Annotated in this window: 18 protein-coding genes; 15 read left to right on the top strand and 3 right to left on the bottom strand. The window is 39.8% G+C overall.

All coding sequences use genetic code 11. The features are described from left to right. Positions 1-22 precede the first annotated feature (22 nt). Genes EHS13_RS18115 through EHS13_RS18105 form a run of 3 tightly spaced genes read left to right on the top strand, consistent with a single transcriptional unit; the run spans position 23 to position 6,083 of the window. Positions 23-2,293 carry a putative baseplate assembly protein gene (locus EHS13_RS18115; protein ID WP_155701712.1) on the top strand — a complete coding sequence of 757 codons (2,271 nt, stop codon included), beginning with the start codon at positions 23-25 and terminating at the stop codon, positions 2,291-2,293. Between the two features lie 23 nt (positions 2,294-2,316). Continuing rightward, a complete protein-coding gene (locus tag EHS13_RS18110; RefSeq protein ID WP_155701711.1) occupies positions 2,317-4,374 on the top strand; it encodes a phage tail protein in 2,058 nt (685 codons plus the stop codon). Positions 4,375-4,403: 29 nt separating this feature from the next. Next, a complete protein-coding gene (locus tag EHS13_RS18105) occupies positions 4,404-6,083 on the top strand; it encodes a hypothetical protein (protein ID WP_155701710.1) in 1,680 nt (559 codons plus the stop codon). A 67-nt stretch (positions 6,084-6,150) separates the two neighbouring features. On the opposite strand, the gene EHS13_RS18100 is transcribed toward EHS13_RS18105, so the two are convergent. Then, positions 6,151-7,770, bottom strand: coding sequence for an MORN repeat-containing protein (locus EHS13_RS18100; RefSeq protein WP_155701709.1), 1,620 nt, complete (start codon positions 7,768-7,770; stop codon positions 6,151-6,153). 15 nt (positions 7,771-7,785) lie between these two features. Then, entirely contained in the window at positions 7,786-8,172 is a 387-nt protein-coding gene (locus tag EHS13_RS18095) for a DUF4280 domain-containing protein (RefSeq protein WP_155701708.1), read from the bottom strand. A 220-nt stretch (positions 8,173-8,392) separates the two neighbouring features. Between EHS13_RS18095 and EHS13_RS18090 the strand changes: the two genes are divergently transcribed. The 5 genes from EHS13_RS18090 (at position 8,393) to EHS13_RS18070 (ending at position 19,940) form a co-directional block, all read left to right on the top strand. Then, positions 8,393-11,962, top strand: a complete 3,570-nt coding sequence (locus EHS13_RS18090) for a stalk domain-containing protein (RefSeq protein ID WP_155701707.1) — start codon at positions 8,393-8,395, stop codon at positions 11,960-11,962. Between the two features lie 15 nt (positions 11,963-11,977). Then, on the top strand, positions 11,978-14,716 hold the full coding sequence (locus tag EHS13_RS18085) for an adenylate/guanylate cyclase domain-containing protein (RefSeq protein WP_155701706.1): 2,739 nt from the start codon (positions 11,978-11,980) through the stop codon (positions 14,714-14,716). Positions 14,717-14,827: 111 nt separating this feature from the next. Continuing rightward, positions 14,828-16,777: an ATP-dependent DNA helicase gene (locus EHS13_RS18080; RefSeq protein WP_155701705.1), complete on the top strand. Its 1,950-nt coding sequence runs from the start codon at positions 14,828-14,830 to the stop codon at positions 16,775-16,777. Positions 16,778-16,858: 81 nt separating this feature from the next. After that, positions 16,859-19,240, top strand: coding sequence for an RNA polymerase recycling motor HelD (gene helD / locus EHS13_RS18075; protein ID WP_155701704.1), 2,382 nt, complete (start codon positions 16,859-16,861; stop codon positions 19,238-19,240). Continuing rightward, the gene (locus tag EHS13_RS18070) at positions 19,218-19,940 is read left to right on the top strand and encodes a metallophosphoesterase family protein (RefSeq protein WP_227013978.1); all 723 of its coding nucleotides are present in this window, start codon (positions 19,218-19,220) and stop codon (positions 19,938-19,940) included. The genes helD and EHS13_RS18070 overlap by 23 nt, the downstream gene beginning before the upstream one ends. Here EHS13_RS18070 and EHS13_RS18065 read toward each other — a convergent pair. After that, positions 19,894-20,154, bottom strand: a complete 261-nt coding sequence (locus EHS13_RS18065) for a DUF3951 domain-containing protein (RefSeq protein WP_155701702.1) — start codon at positions 20,152-20,154, stop codon at positions 19,894-19,896. The genes EHS13_RS18070 and EHS13_RS18065 overlap by 47 nt on opposite strands. 91 nt (positions 20,155-20,245) lie before the next feature. Between EHS13_RS18065 and EHS13_RS18060 the strand changes: the two genes are divergently transcribed. The 7 genes from EHS13_RS18060 to EHS13_RS18030 all read left to right on the top strand — a co-directional run bounded on the left by EHS13_RS18060 (position 20,246) and on the right by EHS13_RS18030 (position 24,186). Then, positions 20,246-20,524 (top strand): 4a-hydroxytetrahydrobiopterin dehydratase, encoded by a 279-nt coding sequence (locus EHS13_RS18060; protein ID WP_155701701.1) that lies wholly within the window; start codon positions 20,246-20,248, stop codon positions 20,522-20,524. 111 nt (positions 20,525-20,635) lie between these two features. Continuing rightward, positions 20,636-21,010 carry a YtxH domain-containing protein gene (locus tag EHS13_RS18055; protein WP_155701700.1) on the top strand — a complete coding sequence of 125 codons (375 nt, stop codon included), beginning with the start codon at positions 20,636-20,638 and terminating at the stop codon, positions 21,008-21,010. Positions 21,011-21,096: 86 nt separating this feature from the next. Then, the gene (locus EHS13_RS18050; protein WP_155701699.1) at positions 21,097-21,606 is read left to right on the top strand and encodes a hypothetical protein; all 510 of its coding nucleotides are present in this window, start codon (positions 21,097-21,099) and stop codon (positions 21,604-21,606) included. 41 nt (positions 21,607-21,647) lie between these two features. Next, entirely contained in the window at positions 21,648-21,923 is a 276-nt protein-coding gene (locus EHS13_RS18045; RefSeq protein ID WP_155701698.1) for a DUF2277 domain-containing protein, read from the top strand. Between the two features lie 243 nt (positions 21,924-22,166). After that, positions 22,167-23,138: an SH3 domain-containing protein gene (locus EHS13_RS18040; RefSeq protein WP_155701697.1), complete on the top strand. Its 972-nt coding sequence runs from the start codon at positions 22,167-22,169 to the stop codon at positions 23,136-23,138. A 41-nt stretch (positions 23,139-23,179) separates the two neighbouring features. Next, complete coding sequence (locus EHS13_RS18035) at positions 23,180-23,788, top strand: nucleoside/nucleotide kinase family protein (protein ID WP_155701696.1); 609 nt, start codon at positions 23,180-23,182, stop codon at positions 23,786-23,788. Continuing rightward, positions 23,785-24,186 (top strand): YhfM domain-containing protein, encoded by a 402-nt coding sequence (locus EHS13_RS18030; protein ID WP_155701695.1) that lies wholly within the window; start codon positions 23,785-23,787, stop codon positions 24,184-24,186. Before EHS13_RS18035 ends, EHS13_RS18030 begins: the two co-directional genes overlap by 4 nt. Positions 24,187-24,309 lie beyond the last annotated feature (123 nt).

Genomic DNA, 24,309 nt, shown 5'->3' with positions numbered 1-24,309 from the left:
GTTGAGTCATGGAGCTGGAAATATGCTGCCTTTGCCGAATTTAGACGACAAAATGTTTGAACAAATCGTACTCGAGGCTAGAAAATCCATTCCTAGGCTTTATCCAGAATGGACAGATGAGAATGCGCATGATCCGGGCATAACCTTTATCGAATTATTCGCCTGGTTAACGGAAATGCAGCAATACTACCTCAATCGGGTCACGCATAAAAACGAACTCAAGTTTCTAAAGCTTCTAGGCATTCAATTGCAGGACGCTGTTTCCGCTCGGGCGGAAATTGCTTTTACTGGCGTTAAAACCGAGTTGATTCTTCCAAAAGGGACTAAGCTGCTGGCTGCTGAACAATCCTTTGAAACCGTAGAAGATTTACTGCTGCTGCCAACTAGAATCGATAAAGTAATTGTGCGATCTCAAGTCGAAGGCAACGATATGACCTCAACCAACGATCACGAAGGTGTAGCTTTCTATGCATTTGGCTCTGATACTAAGGTTGGAAGTCGGCTTTATATTGGCTTTGATTCTGCTTTGCCCGTTGGTAAAGCAGTTAGTTTATCCGTTAAGCTATTTGACAATTATCCTGTTAAAATGTCCCTAAACACTAGCGATACGGAATCCTTTTTCACTCCTTCTGCCAAAGTTTCCTGGAAATTCTATGGGGCTGAGCCGAATACAGCTAATCCCGCTTCTGGCTGGCTGCCATTGCCAATTATTAAGGATGAAACGCTGCATCTATCCCATAGTGGACGTGTGATCTTCAAGCTTCCAGTAGCTATGAAAGCAATGACCATCCATCCGGCTAATGAGCGTGGACGTTATTGGATCTGCTGCACATTAGAAGAAGACAATTACGAGGTTTACCCAAAAATTGATAATATTCGTTTGAATACAATTTCTGTTGTTCAGCAGGAGACCTTAAGTGAAGCCAATCTTTTCGATAGCGATGGAAAGGCTGATCTAATTCTAGAATATTCTGACCATCTATCATTCTATGGAAATATCACTTTGCAGACCCATAACGGTAATGGAAATTGGGTCGATTGGCGAGAGGTTGCCTCATTAACAGAAAGTAAAGCTAATGATCGACATTACGAATGGATGAAAGAACCGCAGAGTAAAATGACAGTTCTTGCTTTTGGGGATGACGTTCATGGTGCAATTCCGCCTGCAGGTACCCGTTCGATTCGTTTGATTGCTCATGTATTGGATTTTGCTGAAAAACGATATATAGGTCGCAGCAATGGACTGCCTAATCAACAATTCGAAACCCATTACACCAATCTTTTAAAAGCAAACTTACAGCTGCAGGTATCTATAAGGGATGCCGCTTCACGCGATGTGGTATGGCAGGATTGGTATCAGGTTGCAGATTTCGATCAATCGACCTCAACCGATCGCCATTTTGTCGTGGATGCAGTGACGGGGGAGATCTTTTTTGGCAACAATGAAAAAGGTCTAATTCCAGCCTTCTCGGAAGAAGTGGATAATATCCGCTGGATTACTTGCCAATTAGGTGGAGGCACACGAGGGAATGTCAAAAAGCATCTCATTCAGCAGCTGATTTCACCCTCTAGTGAGTTTCAAGGCGTCAAAGCAACTAATATGCATGTGGCTTCTGGAGGAAAAGAACGAGAAACCATAGAGGATGCTAAACGTCGAGTGCAGAAACAGCTGCATCATCCATATCGGGCTATCACCAATGAAGACTATGAACACATTGCCAAATCAACACCTGGACTAAGAGTTGCCAGAGTGAAAGCTATCCCATTGTTTAAGCTTGGCTTAAAGGACTACCCGATTCAGAAAGCGCCGGGGCAAATTACCGTTGTAGTGGTGCCATACAGTGAATTCAAAAAGCCAATGCCCAGTAAAGGATTTTTGAATACAGTTCGCTACCAATTGGACAGGCATCGACTTATTACAACCGAGATTCACGTGATTGCACCCGAATATATCAAAATAACCGTACATGCGGTAGTTGTCGTAGAAGCACATTTGCAGAATGAAGCTGATCGAATAATTAACATACTTAATGAATTTATTCAGCCCTTGGACCACTATGACCAATACTCCAATCACAAAGCAGGCTGGGAGTTTGGACGCTCGGTTTATAAAGGCGATATCTATGGTGAGATTAATCGTATTCAGGGCATTGAATATGTTCAAGATCTTTGGTTAAGTGCAGAAGGCACCGGTATCCGTAAAGAAGCCAATGGCGATATTCATATCCCGCCTCATGCTTTAGTCTATTCTGGAGATCATCAAATCGAAATTAGAAGCCCGCTAGACATCTAAGCAACAGGAAATGAGGTGAAGCTATGAACCCCTATTTTTCATTCAATAAGCCAGCTGACTGGGAAAAAGGCAAGTCGTCCAATTTAAACATTTCAGATGAAGGTCTTTCCGTAAGCCAAACTGAAAAATATGGCGTTCAACGTATCATTCCACTAGCTGATGTTTTTCGAATTCTCAATCGTACCACAGAAGACGGTGCAGATCGTGCGCCCGTGATCAAGGATTTTGCAGTGGGTCGTAATGGTAAGCTGTTTTTGATGGATGAGCATACTAATTTGTGGATGTATGATTTTCAGAATGAGAATCGAGAATTGCTTTTTACAGCAGGTCATGAATTATTTAGCAATAATGCCAAGCTAGCCGCTTGTGAAAGTACTTTATATTTTGCTGATCCATTGGGCGAGCGTAAATTAGCTGCTTATTCGGCAACAAACGGACAGGCCTACTGGAGTCTGGATGAGTGGAATGGACTTACACTTTATCCCTTATCGTTTGCAGTTAATGAGGCTTATCATACCTTTGCCTTAGTGCCACTTGATCTTCAGATGAATAATGGGGAAGTGGAAGCAGCAGAGAATGGCCGATTAGGTGTTATTCGAATTAATGATGCAGGTACTGTAACACGCATATACGAAAGCGTTGAACTGCGGATTTCAAATGATATTCCAATAAAAAGTATGCTGCAGCGTTATAACCTAACCTTATTGCCTAATGATTGCATAGCTGTTGTGGATACGATAAGCCATCAACTATTCACCTTTACGGACACAGAAGAGTTTCAGTATCCAATCTCCAGTGATTCTCTTATCGAGCTTTCGGGCTTAGCCGCAGATTCATATGGAAGTCTCTATATGGGCAATCGCCGCAGTTTGGATGTATCACTCGAAGAGGATGAACGGTTTGTAATTAAATACACAGACCATGGCATAAAAGCAGCACAAATCGCCTGTTTTCGCGGAAGAGTAGACAAATTGCTCTTAGACCGCAATAATAAAATGTATCTACTTAATCATGAAGAGGCTATGCTGACCATTTTACAGCCCAATTACCGGACGATGGAGCACGAGGATACACATTTGCTGCAAGCGATCTATTACTCACCTGAGATAGATAGCCAGTCCACAGAAACGGTTTGGCATAAAATTCAAGTAGAAGCCAGTATTCCAGAAGAAACCCAAATTCGGATTAGCTATTTTGCCTCCGACTTAAAGGATCATCCTTTTCCCATGTGGTCAACCCCAATTGTTAACCCTAAGGATGCCTTGTTTTTTGAAGCAAAGGGCCAATATTTACGTTTAAGAATAGAATTCCATGCGAGCGAGCAAAAGACGCCGCTATTACATAGATTAAGAGCTTACTACCCGAGAACTTCTTTACTTTCTTACCTGCCTGCGGTGTATCAAGAAGATCCCACAAGCCAATACTTCTTGGAACGTTACTTGAGCTTATTCGGTACTTTTTTTGATGAAATGGAAGAGGAGATTAGTGAGGTTTCCCAATATTATGATGTGGACACGATCTCTGGTGAATTTGTAAAATGGTTAGGTACCTGGGTCGGCATTCATGCAGATGAGGTTTGGAGTGAATCGCAGCTCAAGGAATTGATTCGACGATCGCCAGAATTATATCAGGAACGCGGTACTAAACAAGGCATTGAAAAAATGGTCGAAATCTATACAGGTGAAAAGCCTCTTATTGTCGAATATTTTCAGTATAAACAAATGTTAGAGAAACCTGAGCTTAAATCGCTCGTCACGCAGCTATATGGAGCAAGCCCATATACATTCTGTGTTCTGGTTCAGCAGCATTGTATGGAAACGGAAAAACAACGCTTGTTCGTTCAGAAAATATTAGACGAGCAGAAGCCCGCCTTTACTGAAGCTAAGCTAGTCGTTTTACAGCCATGGATGTACATGGATACACATAGCTACATTGGGATTAATACTTATTTATCTGAGCCAAACTGGCTAAGCTTGGACCAAAACTCGACTTTGCCTTTTGATACACTTCTGACAGATGAAGAGAATAAACACCGCCTTGGATTTCATACAAGAATTGAACTTGATTCTGAGCTAGAATAATACCATTTGAGAGAAATGAGGCTTTATTTATGAAAAATTTGCGGTATTTTCCGTTTGAACGAAATTTATTTTTCAAGGGCAAACTGCTAACCGTTCGTGATTTTGAGTCAGAGCAAAAATATTTTAACGACAAAAGACGACTTCTAAACCGCTTAATCTACGGGAGTGGCGTTGTTTCGGGCTTGCAAGTCATTCGGGTAGACGACAAACAAATTTCCATGGAAACTGGAGTCGCTCTGGATACCTTAGGCCGGGAAATTGTTGTAGCGTCACCTGTTAAGATGAAGCTTTCGATGATTGATGGGTTTAAGAACAATGACTACGCTAAGAATGTATACTTGTGTATTTCATACGATGAGAAGGGCAAGGAGCAGGTTTATTCCGTCAACAATAACTCTTCCAGCTCAGAGGAACAAAGCGAATATAATCGTGTCATGGAAAGCTATAAAATATTTATTAAAGAAGAGGCGCCAGATCCAGCAGCTTTTGAGCATAGCAATCAATTTGCTAGCATTTGTTTGATTTATGATGATTCTCAAGTTCGCATTTGGCAATCAACGCCACGGTACGTAAATCCTGGTGAGATATTTGAGCTAACCCTACATATTGAAAAAACGATTCAAACTCCTAGAATAGAATTTGAATATGCTTTGGATACGAAGCATTTCAGCTTAAATTCAAGTAGCAACGTGTTAGCCTTCTCCGAGCCTCTGGATGGACAAACAACCGCTTATCAGAAGACTTTCTCGATTAAAGCAAGCGATCTTCCAGCCAAATCAGAGATTACGCTTAAAAGCGATAGCGCTAAACTGAGCATTGGGGATAAATTACTGCATATTACAAGTAAAGAAGCGACCAATGTCATTGAGATTATTACGGGGGCGATAAAAGATCGTTTACTTGCTGATTATTATGATCGTTCGCTAGATAAAGCAGTGGAGTTTACGTCCGATTCTTGCATCTATTTAGCTAAAATCTGTTTATTGCAAATGGGCTCTACTTACATGATTGAGAAAATTGATCCCGTTCCGTTTGGAGAATATATCTATAATACGACTATACTTAATCAATTAGCTGGGTTTGGCGGCAGTGGCAGCACAGGAGCTACAAAAGCCAGCTACCGGGCTAAATCTACAACAGTGGAGTTAAACGCCAACGAAACTCCTAAATTCTCAGTTGATTACAATGAAGCTAATCAATTGTTTGATTTTAAGTTATCCTTACCCAAGTCACAAAAAATCAGCAATGAAGTAACGAAAGGTTACGTTGATATCCCAGTCAAATCTAAGGGAATTAAACCATTCTCCAAGCCGGAAAAAAGTTTTTTCAGTGATGAAATTGATCATTTTCTAGGGAGTGGTCAAGTCTTCGTAGTCACAGGGATGGAAGAGCTAAGCGGAGATCCAATATCAGGGATGTTGAACCGCAGTGAGCAGGTTTATTTTGGCGATAATGATGTTTTTAAAGATACGCAATATGAATCCGAGATTAACAACATCGCCATAGGGACGTTAATGTATCCGCAGAAGGGCACCTTCCGCATTGGAGTTAAGCCACAGGGAAGTACATCATCTACAAGCGTCAGAGTCCATTGGTGGGCTTTCAAACAGCTTAGCGAGGAACAAGAGGGGCTTGCATCCGAAGAGGCTATAAACGAGATCCAGAGCGGTTTGCTAGAAGCTGCTGGAAGTACTGAATCGGGTACATGATTGTTAACTTATTTGAATAGAGTACAAACAAAAAAAAGCCAATCGATGGCTTTTTTTGTTGTGGCCTTTAGCTTATTTCCAAGCGATTCAAGCTGTTATCTTTGCTATTGTAGAAGAAAGCGAACAAGTTCTTATCGATTTTGTAGGTTATGGAGTAGAGCAGTTCATCTACCGGCCGTTTTAAACCCACATCCTCTAAATCTCCTTTAACATAACCTTCCTTTAATTCATTGTGAAAAAGCGTTACTAGGCTTGAACTTGTAATGATCATTTTGCTGACAGAGCTTTCTTTAGGATTACTAGCAGAAAGCTTGAGAATGAAAGATAGCTGTTGGTCATTATAATTTGAAATCAGCGATTCCGGAAAGTTAGGATCTTCATTCACAATGATTTCAGATGGTTTATCTAGAATATCCTCCAGCTTCGTCCGGGAAATCCCAAGAAACCCTTGTGGAAATAGCCGATCCTGCTCAAAAAAGCCTTTATATAATATCGTTGCATCAGCTGCGAATAAAGTGCCTATTCCTTGATAAAGCCCTTCTTTGAAAGGACCGCTATAAAGCAACAAGCCTTCTTCATTGCTTTTATCACCGATACCATTATATTTGCCGCCAAAAAAACTGCCTTTATAAAGCGTAACACCCGCTTCGTTGATTGATTCGCCTAAACCACTATATTGGCCAACGAGGAAATCGCCTTTGTATTTTACTAAACCACTTGCATAATGCTCAACACCAGCACCTGAAAATATCCCATTTTTAAAGTTGCCTTCGTATTGTAATGTACCGTCCTCATTCATCAGCTGACCAGCACCGCTATATTTGCCATCAAGGAAAAGCCCTTTGTAGCGTGCTAGTTTATTAGAGTAGAAATCTGTGCCTTCACCCGAATAAAAACCGTTCTGAAAATTGCCATCATAAAGCAATACGCCTAGCTCAGACCAATGCTTTCCTGCACCATTATAGATTCCACTGCTAAATAGCCCTTCATATAACAATGCTCCATCTGGATAATAAGCCCGACCGGTTCCATCAGGTTTACCATTCTTATATTCACCTTCGTATAAGACCTGTTCGTTCTCTCCATAGGAGGCACCTTGACCGGAGTATGCGTCATCAACAAACGTGCCTTTATAAATCATCTGCTCTTGGTCATTATATAATTCGCCTGCTCCGTTCTTAGCGCCGGTTTTGAATTCGCCTTTATACAACAAACCGCCTTCATTGTTATATAACGTTCCATTCCCATTATAAAGGCCATCCACCAAGTCGCCTTGGTATTTTAATGTTTTCTGTGAGGAGATAACTTTGATTTTGCCCGTATTATTGTAGGTTTTTCCGACTTTTTCATGAATCACAGTGAAGCGGTCAAACCATCTATTAACAAAGGAGGGGGGCTTGATGAACAGGATATATAAAAGAAAGCAGACGAGGAGCAGCATGAATAAAAGCAGTCTTTTGGCAACTAGAAAACGTCCTACCCGGTAATAGTTGGTTAAATTCAGATCTTTGGGTTCTAGAACAGCTTTTACCCAGCCAGTTATGGTTTTAAGTAATGCTTTTGGCAAATCTGTAAGCTTTTTAAGCCAACCAAGCTGAGGAGCAACATATTTTTTGAACGCTAAAATAAACGGATTGAATACGGGCAGTATGTATTTCTCTGAATACTTAATTAATAATTTGTCCAAAACAATTCTCTCCTTTTAAGGCACCTGAATGGTCATTTGTCCTGCCATATTGATCTGTATGACGCCAGCCCAGTTGCACATCAATTTGGAGCTATTGTTTAAAGCAGGCATATTGCCGATTTGAACGGTTGGACAGCCAGGCGCCCAAGGTGCAGCCGTTACCGGAATGCACGGCATTGGTGTCAATACACCTAACGCAGCTGCAGTTGCTGCCGCTACCATTGGATTAGCCAGAGATTGGCACATTCCAAAAGGGAGAATATTCACCAGCGGTTTATTGTCCATTATATTAGCGATCGGCATGACTGTTGTTACTAGATTCGCCGGCAAAACCATTAAAGAACTTGGAGCGACACCAAAGCTGCATTTCAGCAGAGCACCACCGCATACGACTTGACCCATAAGTACGATCTCCTTTATATGGTGAAAATAGTCTAATTATCAGTTTCACTTATACCGTGGGCCATAACTATTCCCTATTAACAGTACTTGTCAATCATACTACAAAACTTTTCAAGGCAACAACAAATTATTCGAAAAATGTCGAATCTAGCGGCATTAAATGGTAAAATAGATCGAAACAAGCTTACTCCCATCCTATTTAAGGAGATTACCTATACATATGCTTAAGAAAATTGGATTGTTATGCTGCTTGCTGCTGCTTTTACAAACTCATATTCCTCAAAAAAACCTTTACGCAGCTTCGATTCTCTCTTTAGAGGATGTTATTAAACGTGGATTAAAGCAGGATCAAGATTTGAAAGACTTACAAGAAAATCTTAATCAGAAAAAATATGAACAAACCCAAGCACAGCAAGCCATTCAGGATCAAGCTGATCGTGACGCCAGCTCCGTTGCTAAGCCGCATAGCTTGAGCAAGGATATTGATCTTGCGATGAAAATACCAACTGCTAGAGGTGGATACAGCCTTGCTATGAGCGCTGTTGAAGATAAACAGAGACAAGTTACCGCTAATATAACGAAGCTGTATATCAAAACCTTTCAAGCTATGCGAGTTGTCCCTAAAGTTCAGCTGAAATTGGATGCTGCTAACAAAGCACTTAAGGATACTCAAACTAAGCTTAAATTTGGAATAGGTACCCAAGACGATGTTAAAGAAGCCGAAAAGGCAATCGAACAGGCGAACTCAGAGCTTAAGCTAATGCAATTGGATTATAAGAATAGCAAGATTGAGCTCGGTGAGATAATTGGACAAAACCTCGAGCAGGATGATTTTATATTCGAAGTTAAGCCAACCTATGCCAAGCTCAGTCAAAGCTTAATCTGGCAGCTGATTCATTTAGCAGAGAAAACGGATATGGAGCTATTGACGAATGTAAGCTCTCGTAAGCTAGCGGAAGAGAAGGTTAATAGTACACGTAACCTGTATGCGTCTAAATTTGGCAGTGGTGTCATGGTTCCGCTAAATTCCTTATACAATGCTCAAACCGTTGATTCAGAGCTGCTAACCACCTACTATGATCAATTACTGGTTGATGTTAAACAACAATGGGGCGGCAACTTTCTTTTTCCAATACCGGTAACTCCATTTGTAATGCCCATTCCTAAATCGATGCTGCAAGGCGAATATGATGGATTGCGTTATTTTGATGATATTAAATACTCACTCCCCATCTCAACACTAGCCATGAACAAGGCAAGAGCGACAGAGAGCCAAACACGTAAAAGCCTGATTCTGAAAATTAAAAAAACTTATCTGGATACTAAAACAGCTGAAGAAAATTATGCTCAAGCATTGAAAGCTGCCGAGGAAGTTAAACTATCGATGAAAGCAGCAGATAAAAAGCTGAAAACCGGCATTCTTAGTAAAGAAGAATACATTAAGCTGCAAGAAGCAACTGAGACGATTAATGATAATGTCGTGACGAACCAGCTCTCTTATCAAGCTGCGCTTACTCAACTAGATTTGGATACAAGTGGAGCGCTGGATCGCAATATTGTTCCTGGTATACTTCCGTGGAAAACGATTGACAGCGGGTTGGATCCCTTGAATAAAGTGCCTCCTGTTGCTAATCCTGTTATAGGAAGCTGGAGCCTTAAAACTATTGCCGATAACCTGACTGTAGATTTCTCAATTAAAGTAGATAAGAATTTAAAAGCAACACATTACGCCTTATTGACCTCAGATAATCAACTAATAGGTTCGAAGCTGAAGTTAACTAGCAAAATTCGGCATTTAAGCTTTATGTTTAATGATCCCAGTAAACTAAAGGTTGTTTTGTATAAAAAAGATACTATTATCGCAACGGCTTTAATAGACGGGCTAGGTGCTAAAGGTGATTTGCTGCAAGGTGATAAAGTGATCAAAGCGACCGATATCAAGCCTAGTAAAGTAGATAAGGAAGCAGGAACACTCCTAATCGGGACCTATAAAATTAATCTAGAAAAGCTAACTAATGCAAGCTTGCTAGCTGCCCAAGAAACTATGAAAAAAACCGGACAAGGCATGTATTATAAATCGGAATTCTCAAGCGGCGCATGGATTGGTATCGACAAAGTAACTGATATGGATTCAATAAATACTTCAACTGGCGCAAAACCAGTAAAAGCTAGTGAAATCGAACAATTGAAATTTACGGTAGTGATTAATGATGTTGGACAAATAGCAAGTGTACAAACACCAGAGGAATTGCAATCCGCTTTAGCCGAATTAATTCAAGAGCAGCAACAGCTGAAGGTTGATAATACTGTGGCAATTGCAGCAAACAAAGCTGAAACAGCGGCCAGTTTAAGCTTGCAATTGAAAGAAATCGAGGCACAAATCGCCTTTACGCAGGCATTAATAAAAGGCGATGCGGATGAAGCGGCCAAGCAAATGGCAATTATGAACACACCAGCTGCTGCGCTATCAGCACTTCCAAGTAATACTGCTGAAGCTAGTGCAGCTGCAAAAGCTGACTTAAACAGTGAGCTTGCAGAGCTAACTGCTAACTTACAGCAAGCTCAGACGAACGGTGATGCAACGTTAACAGAGCAGCTTAAGTTGAGCATTACTTCGACAAGCACCCAAATAATGAAATTGCAGCAAAGTATGGACGAGGCAGCAAAAACAAATTTAGCTCAAAGTCAGGCTGCAGATGCAGCATTAGCTGATCTGCAAACGGAGAAAACTAATCTTCAAAACAGCTTAAAGCAAGCCAATGAGCAAGGCAAAAAAGAATTAACTAAACAATTGCAGCAGCAATTAAACGAGCTATCTTTAAAAATTACTGCAGCAGAAGAAAAGAGTGAGCAGGCTCAGATCATTGTTGCCCAAGATAATGCAGCAAAGCAAGGTGTTGTAGAAATTCCAGTGGCTTCCGATGAAACGAAGCTAGCAGAATTGGATAAACAGCTAGCTCTAATAGAGGAGCAAATTAAACAAGCTCAACAAAAAAGTGATAAATCTGCCGTTCAAGAGCTGCAATTAAACTCACTGCAGTTGGAGATGGATAAGGCCATCATTGACTCCGGGTTAGGAGAACAGATCGCTGTATTTGAAGCAGCCCAGCTTTCTTTGCAGAAATTAGCAGATGAAGCCGTAAAAAAAGGAGATTCCGCCTCTTTTGACGAATTAAAGAAGTTAAAAGCTAGCAATGATATTGCTTTACAGCTAGCATTAAAATCGGAGCTATTCCTTAACAAAGCTAATCTCGAGGATTCACTCGCCGAATTGAAAGCGAATGGGCAGGCTAATCCCTTGATTGAGGCTGAAATTATTAAAATAACCAACCAAATTGTTGATAATGAAAAAAGTAAATATTCCAAAGAGCAGCTACAGAAATTAGCGCAATTAACTAAAGAAATACAAACCGCAACTAATAATCAAATCCAAGTTTTGCCTGTCGAAAAGCTGATTTCACAAGGAATTAATATACCGCTCGAATTGCCCCCAGTTATAATTAAGGGGACTACCTATATCACGGTTCGCCCATTATCAGAAGCCTTTAAGTCGACCGTTGTTTGGGACGATTCCGATCAAACGGTCACGATTACCAATGATCAAACTACGATTATTTGCCAAATTGATAATCCCATAGCTTCCGTTAACGGTAATGAAGTTCGCTTGACAGAACCACCTCGATTACTCGAGCATAGAACAATTGTCCCTTTACGCTTCATTGTTGAAAGCTTAGGTTTAACAATCGCATGGCAGGATTTAACGCAAACGATTGAAATTTCCGGTCTATAGGAGTGATAGGGGTTTATGAAGAAAAAAGGGTTTTTGCTGCTTTTTGTTGCCATTTTAATAGCTGGGTTAGGGTATTCTATCTTTCAAAATCGCAGCTTCCTCTCACAGTCACCCCTGCAAAAATCCAAGCCATTTGAGAATCTATTCAATGTCATTTCAGATCGTCATGGACATGAATATATGATCACTAAGTCCAAAGAGAGTATATTAATGCTCAATACATCAGGTACCTTACAATATCAGATTGATCTTGTTCGCGGTACCGATGGTTCCTTGAATAATTTCAATGATTTAGCGGTTGATTCCAAAGGTTATTTGTATGCGTTGCAGACTGGATTAGATGCTTTTGGCTTATACGTCAAAAACGAACAAATTGTACGATATAAACCGGATGGCAAATTTGACAAGCTGCTCTATAATCAAGATTTTGATGATAAAAGCAATTTATTGCGAGTAGGTACTATTCGTTCTTTACAGGTCTACGAAGATTCTCTATTCTTTTATACATATATCGATAAAAAAATTCAATTAAATCAACTCAATCATGAAGAAGCCACACCAGTAAAGGCATTTAGCTTCACCCTGCCTAAAGATTTATATTTATCCGAAATAACTGGTAGTAAACCTGGTGAGATCTATTTAACAACAAAAACAGGGAAAATTTACGAAGTATCCAAAACAGGGGATTTAAAGCTGCTTTTCCCACTGTCAGGTGATAACAACCCAATGAAGTCTGTACCGATTCGGATTACGCTCGATAATAATAAAAACCTCTATTTTATAAATTCAGATAATAATGATGTCTATCGAATCCCAGTTAGTGAGCCTGCTAAAATTGAATTGGTTTATACTAAAGCACCTGATGATACGGACACGGAGAACTTAGTAGACCTTGCGAATTTAATGGATGGTCATTTATTATTAGCTAGTTCAGATAGAATTACGAAGATTGATGGGACTAACCAGATATTATCACAAGAAAATGAAGCTGCTTTTTCCAAGCATTTAATCCAATTAGGTTATTTGTTTTGGTTGCAGGTCTTAGCGGCAGTCATTTTGCTTCTCTGGAGTATACGTTATTACTATGTGCATTTTATGAATAGACGTATTTCATTATTACTTAAACAAATTATCGTCTTCGTCCCGCTTGTAATAGCTTCTTTAATCCTGTTATCGATTTTAATTTATTCGAGCTACTCCAAAGAATTATTAGTAACGGTTGGCAATAATTTAAAGCTCTTAAGCCACAACGGACAGAATATCATTGACGGAGATAAGTTAGAAAAGCTTACAAGCGCCAAGGATTACATGAATGAGAACTATGTATCCATTAAGGCAAGTAAAAATGCCGTTTTTTCAGGTGGAGCCGGTAGGGATGGACTCTATAGTACTTTATATAAATACGAGAATAATCAAATTTATCGAGTTATGGATGATGATGATAGTGAGACGATGTTTCGTAAATTCCCTTCTGACGAGGATAACTCAAAGGTTATTAATGAAGGCCAAATTGTTGTAAGCGAATCTAGAGATGAGACTGGATTTTTTAAATATGCCATTGGTCCCTTATATACCTCGCAAGGTAAAATTATTGGTATATATGAAATAGGCCGTGATATGAATGCCTTTGATCGTCATAAGCGAGAGCTAATCTTAAAAGTTGTAGAAGGCATACTCGGGATAACGCTTGTTATTATTATTGTATTCTTATTTCTTAGCTACTACTTATTATCTTCGATACGCACCTTGCGCCGCAGCGTTGTTGATATTGCAGGCGGTAATTGGAATACAGTGGTTAATATCCAATCTCGTGATGAAGTCGCTGATTTGGGTGATAACTTCAATCACATGGCACAAAGCATTCAGATGTACATATCGAATATTACTAAGCTTAATGAAGCTAATAACCGCTTTGTTCCGCGGCAGTTTCTCCAATATTTAGGTAAAGAAAGTATTCAGAATGTGGAGCTTGGCGATCAAGTAGAGCAGGAAATGGGTATACTTATCTTGAATATGCAGTCCTTTTATGAATTCTCAAAGAACTTAACACCTAAAGAAAATTTCAACTTCATAAACTCCTTTCTCAACCGTTTTGGACCGATTGTCAGGAAGAATGAAGGGATGATCAACAAGTATCTTGGTGCTGGCATTATGGCTTTATTCCCTAATCGTGCTGAGGATTCACTGGATACAGCTATTGAGATGAGACAAATGCTTGATGTCTATAATACTCATCGCTTGAATTCAGGCTATTCAACAATTGACATCAGTATTGGGATTCATCGCGGACCTTTGATGCTAGGGATTATAGGTGAAGAAAAGCGCATGGAAGGCAATGTTATCTCTGATAATGTCAATATTGCAGGAATACTTGAGAAAATGTCTAATTCTATGGGTGTTTCCATACTTATTACAGATGAAATTTATAAGGTGCTAACGGAGCCTAAGCAATATGAAAGCCGCAGCCTAGGAATGGTTTATATCGAAGGTAAAGATGAACCGATACATCTTTACGATGTATTTCAAGGAGATCCTGAACATGTGCGTAAGCTTAAGCTCAAAACTAAGGCTACATTCGAAATCGCTGTTGAAGCTTACCAGAATGGACGCTTTTATGATGCACGCGAAGCATTCCTTGAGGTAATCAAACTGAATCGCTGGGACAAAGCGGCTCGTTTATACTTCTATTTAGCGGATGATTGTTATCAGAATGGTGCTTCTGAGAAATGGATTGGGGCATTAAATGTTTCTTAGCTCATGACTATATTTTAGGAGATCGGGCGTTTGGTATGATATGATAAAGACATAATCTAATTACACATCCATTTATCGTTGTATCATATAAAAATCGGGGGCCAATCTTTAGTGAAACGATATCCTTTTGCCTATGACGCTTCACAATCATTTGTGCAACAAGCAAGTGATTGGATAGCAGATGTATTCTATGAAGTATTACCGGAAGTCGGCTTTGAAGTACGTGATGAACAAATTTATATGGCCTTTCAATTAGAACGGGCTTTTGCCGATAAGAAAACCATTTTTGCTGAGGCAGGTGTTGGTACCGGTAAAACCTTAGTTTATTTACTTTATTCGATTTTCTATGCGCGACACACACGGAAACCAGCCATCATTGCTTGTGCGGACGAATCATTAATTGAACAATTAGTTAAGCCCGAAGGTGATATTGCAAAGCTTGCCAAACATTTAAATTTAACCATTGATGCCCGCTTGGGTAAATCTCAGGATCAATATTTATGTGTTAAAAAGCTAGGTGAAGTGCGTAACCCTAATGATGAGACCCAAGTTTTTCAGCAAATATATAGTCAATTGCCTGAATTTGTTGAGAAATATGAAGCCTTACAAGCGTTTTATCCTTACGGGGATCGCAGAGAGTATGCACATTTAAACGATGAACAATGGAGAGAGATCAATTGGGATACCTTCCAGGATTGTTTTGTTTGTGATAAACGCCATCGTTGTGGACAGACTTTATCGAGAGAGCATTATCGTAAATCCGCAGATTTAATTATTTGCTCGCATGATTTCTATATGGAGCATGTTTGGACCTATGAAGGTAGAAAAAGAGAAGGCCAGCTGCCTTTATTGCCTGAGCATTGTGCAGTCGTTTTTGATGAAGGCCATTTGTTGGAGAATGCAGCTCAAAAAGCCTTAACCTATAAGTTAAATCATGAGGTTTTTGAAGAAATTATTATTCGATTGCTTAAAGGGGAAGTGCGTGAATCCTTTGCGCTGGTTGTTGAAGAAGCCATTTCACAGAGTGAAGCTTTATTTAAGCTATTACGCAAACAAAGCAAATCTGTAATTGGCTCTGATCGCAAAGAAATCAATTATAATCCCCTATTAGTCCGCGAGGTTAATCGCTTCCGTGATCTAATTGCAACTATTGAAGATGAATTGGTATTTGAAAGTGAGCTTTATACTTTAGATATGTACCAGCTGAAAATTGTCGAAGAGCATTTGGAGATGATCCAGCTTGCTTTGGCGTTATTTAAACAATCCGACCAGCTAATCGCTTGGGTTATGGAAGATACAGTGGGGCTAACCTTGGTGATTATGCCAAGACTAGTTAAGGAAGTACTGAACGAGCGTGTCTTCACACAGAAGATGCCGATTGTATTTTCTTCCGCAACGCTTTCTATTGATGGATCCTTTGACTATGTTGCTGATAATTTAGGCATTGAAAGCTATTTATCCTTCTCAGTTCCTTCTCCACATGATTATGAAAACCAGATGAAATTCATTGCACCACGGTTGAATGAGAATTTTACTATTGCTGATAAAATGCAGTTGGTTGTTCGTTTATTACAGGAGACTGAAGGTAGAGCTTTAATTCTCTTTCCTTCTAAAGAAGAAATGAGACAATTCAAACAAGATATTCTGCAATACGATGCTTGCAAGGATATGCGCTTCGGTTTTGAAGGTGATCAGGAAATCAGCTATCTGATTTCAGCCTTCCAGAATGATGAACAAAGTGTTCTATGTGCAGTAACGCTTTGGGAAGGACTGGATATTCCAGGGCCATCCTTATCGAATGTAATCATTTGGTCATTGCCGTTTCCTCCGAATGATCCCGTGTTCTCAGCAAGAAGGAAAGCATCCCAATCCGCCTTTGAGGAAGTGGATCTTCCCTATATGCTGCTAAGGCTTAGACAGGGCATGGGGCGCCTTATTCGTTCTAAGGATGATCGTGGTATTGTAGCCATTCTAAGTTTGGAGTTATACGAGAATGAAGTAGTTCGTAAAAAGGTCCAAGAAATTTTACCTAATGGTGTCGAATGGAATGAAACGTTTTAATTTCACAAAAGCCGCTGTAAAAAAGCGGTTTTTGTGTTTAAACTACCCAATCATTTTTTTAGATAAGAAGGGGTGCATAGTATGAGTTTAACGGAAAGCGATTGGCAGTTTGAACAACAACGCATGGAGCATGTTAATGATCAATTAAACCAACGTATGGAACAATTAGCACAGGAAGTTGGGCTGGTCAAAGGTGACATTGGGGATATTCGCAAAAACTTTTGGGACGGCATTACAATAAATTTAGGCAACCCTGATGATATGGGCGAAACATTTTTTAGTATTAAACAACAGGCTGATGTTATTTCTGAGCGTGAACGGATGCATAAGCTTGCTGTTGTTACTTTAGATAAACTTAATCGATTGCTGCATTCTCCTTATTTTGGCAGGATTGATTTTGTCGAACAAGGTACGACTAATGTGGAATCTATTTATCTGGGAATTGCTTCGCTTTTGGACGCAGATGGCATTACGTTTCTGATTTATGACTGGCGTGCTCCCATAGCTAGCCTTTATTACGATTACCCGCCTGGGCTAGTGAAATATGAAACTCCCGATGGTGAAGTAACCGGTGAAATGCTGATGAAAAGGCAATACATGATTCGCGACGGAGTCATTGAATTGATGTTTGATACGAGTGTGACGATTGGGGATCAACTGCTGCAGAAGGTATTGGGCCATTCTTCAGAAGCTCAAATGAAGAGTATTGTCGCCACCATCCAGAGGGAACAAAACCAGATCATCCGCAATGATCGTAGCCGCATGCTGCTAGTTCAAGGAGTTGCAGGTAGTGGGAAAACTTCTGCTGCTTTGCAAAGAGTAGCGTACCTTTTATACAAACACCGTCAAACCTTAAAAGCAGATCAGATGCTCTTGTTCTCACCAAATCCGATGTTCAATAGCTATGTGTCTACAGTACTGCCAGAGCTCGGAGAAGAGAATATGCAACAAACGACCTTTCAACAGTATCTGGAGTACCGTTTAAATGAGGAATATCAATTAGAGGATCCGTTTGAACAACTGGAAACCATTCTTAGTGCTGAAGAAAATACAGTCGAGTATGAAGCCAGACTTGCAGGTATTCGCTTTAAATCTTCAATCGAATTCTATAAGGTTATTCTCGCCTATAAGGAAGTGCTGCAGCACCAAGATATTCTATTCAAGCCGCTTGTTTTTAGAGGACGCAATGTCGTTTCCGTAAAACGAATGAAGGAACGCTTCTACAGCTATGATCCAGCAATTCGACTTGCTAACCGCATCGAGCTGCATCGGGATTGGTTGCTTAAAGAATTAAGTGTATTTGAAGAGAAGGAGTGGCGTGAGGCGTGGTTGGACGATGAAGTGCAGAATCTGGATTTTGATGATTTGCATCATTCTTTCAAGAAGCTGCGTTTAAATCAAAAAGGTAAAGGCGCTACTTTTGATGATTATGACAAGCAGTATGAGGTATTGGCGCGATGGGTTGTCCAAGAAAAATTAAACCCGATTCGTCATCGTATTCAAACTCTGCGATTTGTCGATGTTTTGGGACTATATCGTCAATTATTTAGGGATGATAACGCCTTATCCATTAGCGCCTCTAAGCATATTCAGTTGCCTGATAATTGGCACGACATCTGCGAACAAACCTTGTTAAGGCTGGAAAAATTACAGCTTTCCTACGAGGATGCTACACCTTTTTTGTTAATTAAAGATTTGGTTCACGGCTATCAGTCCAACCATTCTATTCGATATGTAATCATTGACGAAGTGCAGGATTACTCGGCTTTTCAGCTTGAGTTTATTAAGCATCTGTTCCCACGCAGTAAAATGACGGCTTTAGGTGACTTGAATCAAGCGATATATGCGCATGCGTCCATTCTTCATGAATCTCAGCCGGTTATGGAAATGTATGGTGCCGCCCAAACCGAATTAATTCGTTTAGTGAATAGCTATCGTTCCACTCGTCAGATAGTTGAATTTACCCGTGGCATTGTCCAAGGCGGCGATCAAATTATGCCCTTTAACCGTCCTGGAGAGAAACCGCAAATCATTGTCGTAGATGATCATGAACAGCTTCACAAACGCATACTCATCGATATAGAAGCTTTTCTTGCCAGAGGCTTTGCCTCCATTGCGATCATTTGTAAAACAGCTAAGGAAAGTGAAGCCGCCTATGAAGCAATGAAGGAACAATTACCTTTACTGCTCATTACCAAGAACACCATTTTGTTTGAAAAAGGCATTCAAGTTATTCCCGCATATTTGGCCAAGGGGGTTGAATTTGACGCAGTTATCCTCTATAACGGTTCCAAAGAACAATATAGGCGGGAGAACGAACGAAAGCTCTTTTATACAGCTTGCACAAGAGCCATGCATGAATTGTTCATATACTCATTAGGTGAGCTAAGTCCTTTCCTAAGCGCATTGAATGCAGAGACTTATGAGAGGAAGGAATACGTTGACCAGAACGTTAGTCGTTAGTGATATTCACGGATGTTATGCTAAATGGATAGATCTGCTTAGAAAAGTTGAATTTAAGCCTAAGGCGGATCGTTTAATCATACTTGGGGACTATGTGGATCGTGGCTTACAAAGTAGAGAAGTGGTAGATCATATTATTCGCTTGGTTCAAGACGGTGAAGCCATCGCCCTACGTGGAAATCACGATCAACGGTTTATGGAGTGGGTCACGCTTAATAATACGCTGCATGATACCAAGTTTGTGGAACACGGCGGGTTGCAAACGATTAATAGTTATTGTCAGAGTAAATATTCCTTAGCAGATATACTAAAACCAGGAGTACTGGAGCAAGCTAAAGCATTGATTCGAAAAAACTATCGAGCTCATATTCAATTTATTGACAGCTTGCCTTTATATTACGAGGATGATTATCATATCTATGTTCACGCAGGTTTAAATCCATTCTATAAAACCTGGAAAGAGCAGCCGGAACGAGATTTCATTTGGATTCGTGATGCATTTGTTAGGCAGCCTACTGTCGTTGATAAAATGGTTGTATTCGGCCATTCCAAAACAGTAGATATTCAAGGAACGGGCGATATCTGGTTCGGAGGCGATAAAATAGGGATTGATGGAGGTTGTGCTTATGGCCTGCAGTTAAACTGTTTAGAGATTACTTTAGATCAAGATCAGGTAAGCTATTATAACTTTTCTGTCTAAGATTCTTATCTATATCATCACCCTGATCATCTTCTACTTCCTTTTCTTGTTTATCCTCATGAAATTCAACAGGTGCCTGACCCATAATATAATCAAAAGGTGTATAATTGCTGCTCGGCAGCTCTTTCTGTTTAAGCATTTTATAGACGACAATCCCTAATAAGATGAAAATCGGGCCGATTAAAGAAAGAATAACATAGAACGAAAAATCCATAGTTTAATCTCCTTTTCTTGTTCTAATGTTTCTAAAGCGGCATAATTGGGTAAACCATACATAAATCGAAATATGAAGGGTTGGGTGGATTATGAGTAAATTGTCGGAAGATCAAGTGGCGGTAAATTTAAGCTTATTACCTTTATGGAAACACGAAGGCGGGAGCCTTGTCAAAACATTTGTTAAAGAAACATTTATGGAGGCCATAGATTTTGTCGTTGCAATTGCTAAATTAGCTGAGGCAGCCAATCATCAACCGGATTTACTAATTCAATTTAATAAAGTTACGATTACTTCATCCACACATGACAGTCATGGGGTAACCGGTAAGGATTTTCTGCTCGCACAGCAAATAGAAAGCATAGGCTAAGTTTATTTTGTCGAAGTTTCTCTAAAAAGATGCGATTTATTAATGAATACGTTATAATTAAACAAACACAGAGAAAATCCAATTATAACTTGCGAAAGGAGTTAATCTGCTATGAAATCAAAAGAATTTGTTGTAGGAACCATTCTAGGAACTGTGGCTGGAGCCATTGCTGCAATTTTATTGACACCCAAGACAGGACCGGAAATTCGTGCTAAGCTTTCATTCCAAGTCGAGAATATAACCGAAAAAACACAAAAGCTTGCTCATGATGTTACAGATAAAACTCAACGTATTGCTAATGAAGTATCCGACATGACTCTGGAGATCGCTAAAACAATGAGTGCTCATACCAATCAGCTTGCTGAGAAAGCAAATGGTCTTGCGAGTACTGTGGTTAGCGGAGTGAAATCTTGGAGAGAAGACCGTCAGTTAGCTTCCGAAGGCGAGCAGGCACAGTCCGATGTTAAGACGGAAAAGCTTTCCTAAGCAATGAATAGCTTAAGCCAAAAAACCGGGGAGCATACCTCGGTTTTTATTTTGAATATAAATAACCATACAGGAGGTCACCTAACATGAAGACTCCAAATAAAATCCTTATCGGCTCAAGCTCAGGATTAGTGGAAGCTCCATATGAACGACTTATCAGTTTGTTATTAGATGTTCAAAGTGGAATGGTAGGTGGAAGCCGAATCCCTTTTATCCTATCGGGGTTAACTCAAGCTTCAACATCAGCAAATTTAGATATCCGAGGAGGACCGGAGCATTTCACTGTGTATTCAACCGGAGTTCATGTATCTCGACTTGTTAATGTAGAGGTGCTGAGAAAAGAGGCTTTAGTAGCAATCTATGGCGGGTACTGGTATCGTGGTGAATATACACTGGAACAACATCAAAAAGGAACACTAATTAAGTTAAGTATTTATAATATTGCTCCTGGATTCACTAAGGTTTTTGTGCCTTTTTTAAAGGAATATCGCCAATTACGTAATGGATATAGCAGTTCAAACCCAAGAAATCCAGCATTTGAAGCTTTCTTGGAAAGTATTGGGAAACAGCTTGCTTGTAAGGCTTGTACTATTTAATGCTATTAATAATTATTGTTATTAAAAGGAGAAATCAAACCATGTGCCGTAATATCAAGACACTATTTAACTTTGACCCTCATGCCACAGATGAAGAGATACAAGCTGCTTCACTCCAATTCGTCAGAAAACTCTCAGGCTTTAATGAGCCTTCTAAGGCTAACGAGTTAGCATTCAATCTTGCCATTAAAGAAATATCTGTTGTGGCCCGCAATTTGTTAGATTCACTTGTTACCAACTCGGAAGCTCGCAACCGTCAAGTAGAGATCGATCGCGCTCGCTCAAGGAACATTAAAAGATTTGGTGCTAAAGAATAACAATTCCGTCCGTATAAGAATGACAAGATGCAAAGCACAAACGTGGAGCTGCAGTCAGGTAATGAAGAGCTGGTATAACCAATGCATTTCTTTATAATGAGAAATGCTTTTTTATTTGGATAAAAAGGCAAAACTTTTTTACAAGTAAACAATAAAATTCACCAAACGATATCAAATGGAAACTTTTTACTCTTAATTCTGTCTAATGAGTATGTATATTTGAAGTAAGGAGATGGGAACGAGATGCTGCAAAAAATGATAGTTGTGGTTATGGGATTGGCGATTATCTCTGGTTGCCGGGACAGTGGGGAGGTGGCTTCCAATCAAATAAACGTGCTGCAAATTAAGCTAGCCGATATGGAACAAAAGCTGAATGAGACACAGCAAAAGCTGGAGGTATCTATACAACAGCTTGAGGAATCGGAGGTTAAACAGCAGAAATCAGCCTTGGAATTGCAGAACTCGCAAGATACACTCCAGAAATTTCAAGAACCACATATGGCTATAGACTGGAATTCATTAGATAGCTTAGGTGAAGTACATGAAGATCTTGATTTGAACGGTGATGGCAGTGTTGTCCGAACAGCTATTCTGGCAGATCATGGAAATCCGCTTAGAATCAGTACGGATGCAGCCAGCATTGCCATGGAAACCGACGGATTGGACGGAACCTTCGAGACGGTTCAAATTGGCAAAACGGACAAATCGCGGCAGTTGGCTTTTCCAGCTACGGGACCCAGCGGAATGGGCATGACGTATTTCTTCCAATATAATAAAGATAGTATGATTTTTGAGTATCTTGGAGTTGTGCCGGGCAAGGGCGATGCGTTGAAAATTACAGGTGACGGAAGTGTGATTACTTCACAGGAGCACGGAGCGATTCTTTACACTTGGTTTCACGAGCAAACTTACCTATTATCCATTGATCATAAACTGAAGCTTATGCCGCAAGATCTCTACCTCATGCCTCCCGAAAAATTAATTTTGAAAATAAATTTGACCCTGCAAAAATCACGCAAGGCTTCATCGACTGGCGTTATATTAAAAAAGGGAGAAGAAATTACTTTGATCGCTACGGATGATAAGGAATGGATTCAAGTACGGACAAAAGCTGGAGTGGAAGCCTGGCTAGCTTTAGATGGCTACGACACGGTCCGTTCACTGAAATTGCCTTTTGAAGACGTGTTTGACGGTTATCTAAGTCACGCAGGTTAGCCGGAGCAATGGAAAGAAAAATAGAAAGGATGAGAAGCTAATTGAAAAAGAGACCATTTGTAATTTCCATTAGTGGTATTTCTGGAGCTGGTAAAACATCTTTAGTGAACAGACTTACTGAATATTTTGGTCAAGAGGCTATTTATGTATCCCTAGACGAGTATTATGCAACAACAAAATTCCCGGAAAATGATATGGAATGGGTCGAGAGAGGGGCTGATCCTAACGAAATTGATGATCCAAAGTATTTGGAAGATTTGTTTACTTTACTTTCTAATGGAAGTATTATAAATCCTCATACAAAGCTAGAAGTTAAATCTACAAAGTTTATTATTTTAGATGAACCTTTTGGTCGCAGCAGATATAGAATGAATGAAATTATTGACCTCTCCGTACATATTGAGATCCCTTTAGAAATTGCTCTAGCTAGAAGAATACAAAGACAACTAATGAAGGATGAAGAGCCAGAAGCCTTTATGAAATTCGCAAAGGAATATATACCAAATTACTTATATAACGGCTATAGAGAGTTCTATTTGGCGGTAGATAGAATCGCAAAACAAAATTGTAATTTGAAGTTAGATGGAACAAAATCATTGGATGATCATTTACAGACCATATTGAACCAATTGAGCAGGGGCAATTCATGAAAGCGAACTTACGTACTATTCTAATTTCGTTATTAGTCATATTGGTCCTCCTATCATCCGCTAGTTATTTTATTTTCAGAGTCACTGAAAACCATGTAGTTGTAAATAAGATGATTAGATTCTATGAAGTTCAACCCGATTCTGAACGTGTGTTAAAAGATGAAGAAGCAGTAAAACAATTCACTTATGCCGTTCGATTCGCGGATAAACAACGAGGAAGGGTGGACATGGCAGACCCTCCATTTCAGTTCACACTAGGAAATAAGGTGTATTATCTCTGGGTCAGTGAACGTTTTGGTAAAGGGACACTTATGAAGCTTCCGAATACAGGAACGGTCTACACAATCGGAAAATCTAGGACGAAAAGTCTTCTGGACATCTTGAATAAGGAATATTGAATAAAGTAATCTTAGCTCCTTCTGTGTCCTCACATGACGGGAGCTTTTTTGTGTCTGGATCGCAGTTAGTTCCCCTTGAAATGTGGATTGAACAAAATAATGATGCATTAAAGCAATTATTTG

Origin of the sequence: Paenibacillus psychroresistens, assembly GCF_009728935.1 — a bacterium.
Lineage (GTDB): Bacteria > Bacillota > Bacilli > Paenibacillales > NBRC-103111 > Paenibacillus_AC > Paenibacillus_AC psychroresistens.
The sequence above is the reverse complement of the archived record's forward strand: the minus strand, read 5'-3'. Positions and strand labels throughout refer to the sequence as shown.

What these genes read in the sequence shown, in the direction of transcription:
- EHS13_RS18030 (WP_155701695.1), top strand. Translation starts at nt 23,785, where the DNA reads ATGAAAGCGAACTTACGTACTATTCTAATTTCGTTATTAGTCATATTG.
- EHS13_RS18085 (WP_155701706.1), top strand. Translation starts at nt 11,978, where the DNA reads ATGAAGAAAAAAGGGTTTTTGCTGCTTTTTGTTGCCATTTTAATAGCT.
- EHS13_RS18055 (WP_155701700.1), top strand. Translation starts at nt 20,636, where the DNA reads ATGAAATCAAAAGAATTTGTTGTAGGAACCATTCTAGGAACTGTGGCT.
- EHS13_RS18095 (WP_155701708.1), bottom strand. Translation starts at nt 8,172, where the DNA reads ATGGGTCAAGTCGTATGCGGTGGTGCTCTGCTGAAATGCAGCTTTGGT.
- EHS13_RS18045 (WP_155701698.1), top strand. Translation starts at nt 21,648, where the DNA reads ATGTGCCGTAATATCAAGACACTATTTAACTTTGACCCTCATGCCACA.
- EHS13_RS18040 (WP_155701697.1), top strand. Translation starts at nt 22,167, where the DNA reads ATGCTGCAAAAAATGATAGTTGTGGTTATGGGATTGGCGATTATCTCT.
- EHS13_RS18060 (WP_155701701.1), top strand. Translation starts at nt 20,246, where the DNA reads ATGAGTAAATTGTCGGAAGATCAAGTGGCGGTAAATTTAAGCTTATTA.
- EHS13_RS18065 (WP_155701702.1), bottom strand. Translation starts at nt 20,154, where the DNA reads ATGGATTTTTCGTTCTATGTTATTCTTTCTTTAATCGGCCCGATTTTC.
- EHS13_RS18105 (WP_155701710.1), top strand. Translation starts at nt 4,404, where the DNA reads ATGAAAAATTTGCGGTATTTTCCGTTTGAACGAAATTTATTTTTCAAG.
- EHS13_RS18090 (WP_155701707.1), top strand. Translation starts at nt 8,393, where the DNA reads ATGCTTAAGAAAATTGGATTGTTATGCTGCTTGCTGCTGCTTTTACAA.
- EHS13_RS18115 (WP_155701712.1), top strand. Translation starts at nt 23, where the DNA reads ATGCTGCCTTTGCCGAATTTAGACGACAAAATGTTTGAACAAATCGTA.
- helD (WP_155701704.1), top strand. Translation starts at nt 16,859, where the DNA reads ATGAGTTTAACGGAAAGCGATTGGCAGTTTGAACAACAACGCATGGAG.
- EHS13_RS18110 (WP_155701711.1), top strand. Translation starts at nt 2,317, where the DNA reads ATGAACCCCTATTTTTCATTCAATAAGCCAGCTGACTGGGAAAAAGGC.
- EHS13_RS18050 (WP_155701699.1), top strand. Translation starts at nt 21,097, where the DNA reads ATGAAGACTCCAAATAAAATCCTTATCGGCTCAAGCTCAGGATTAGTG.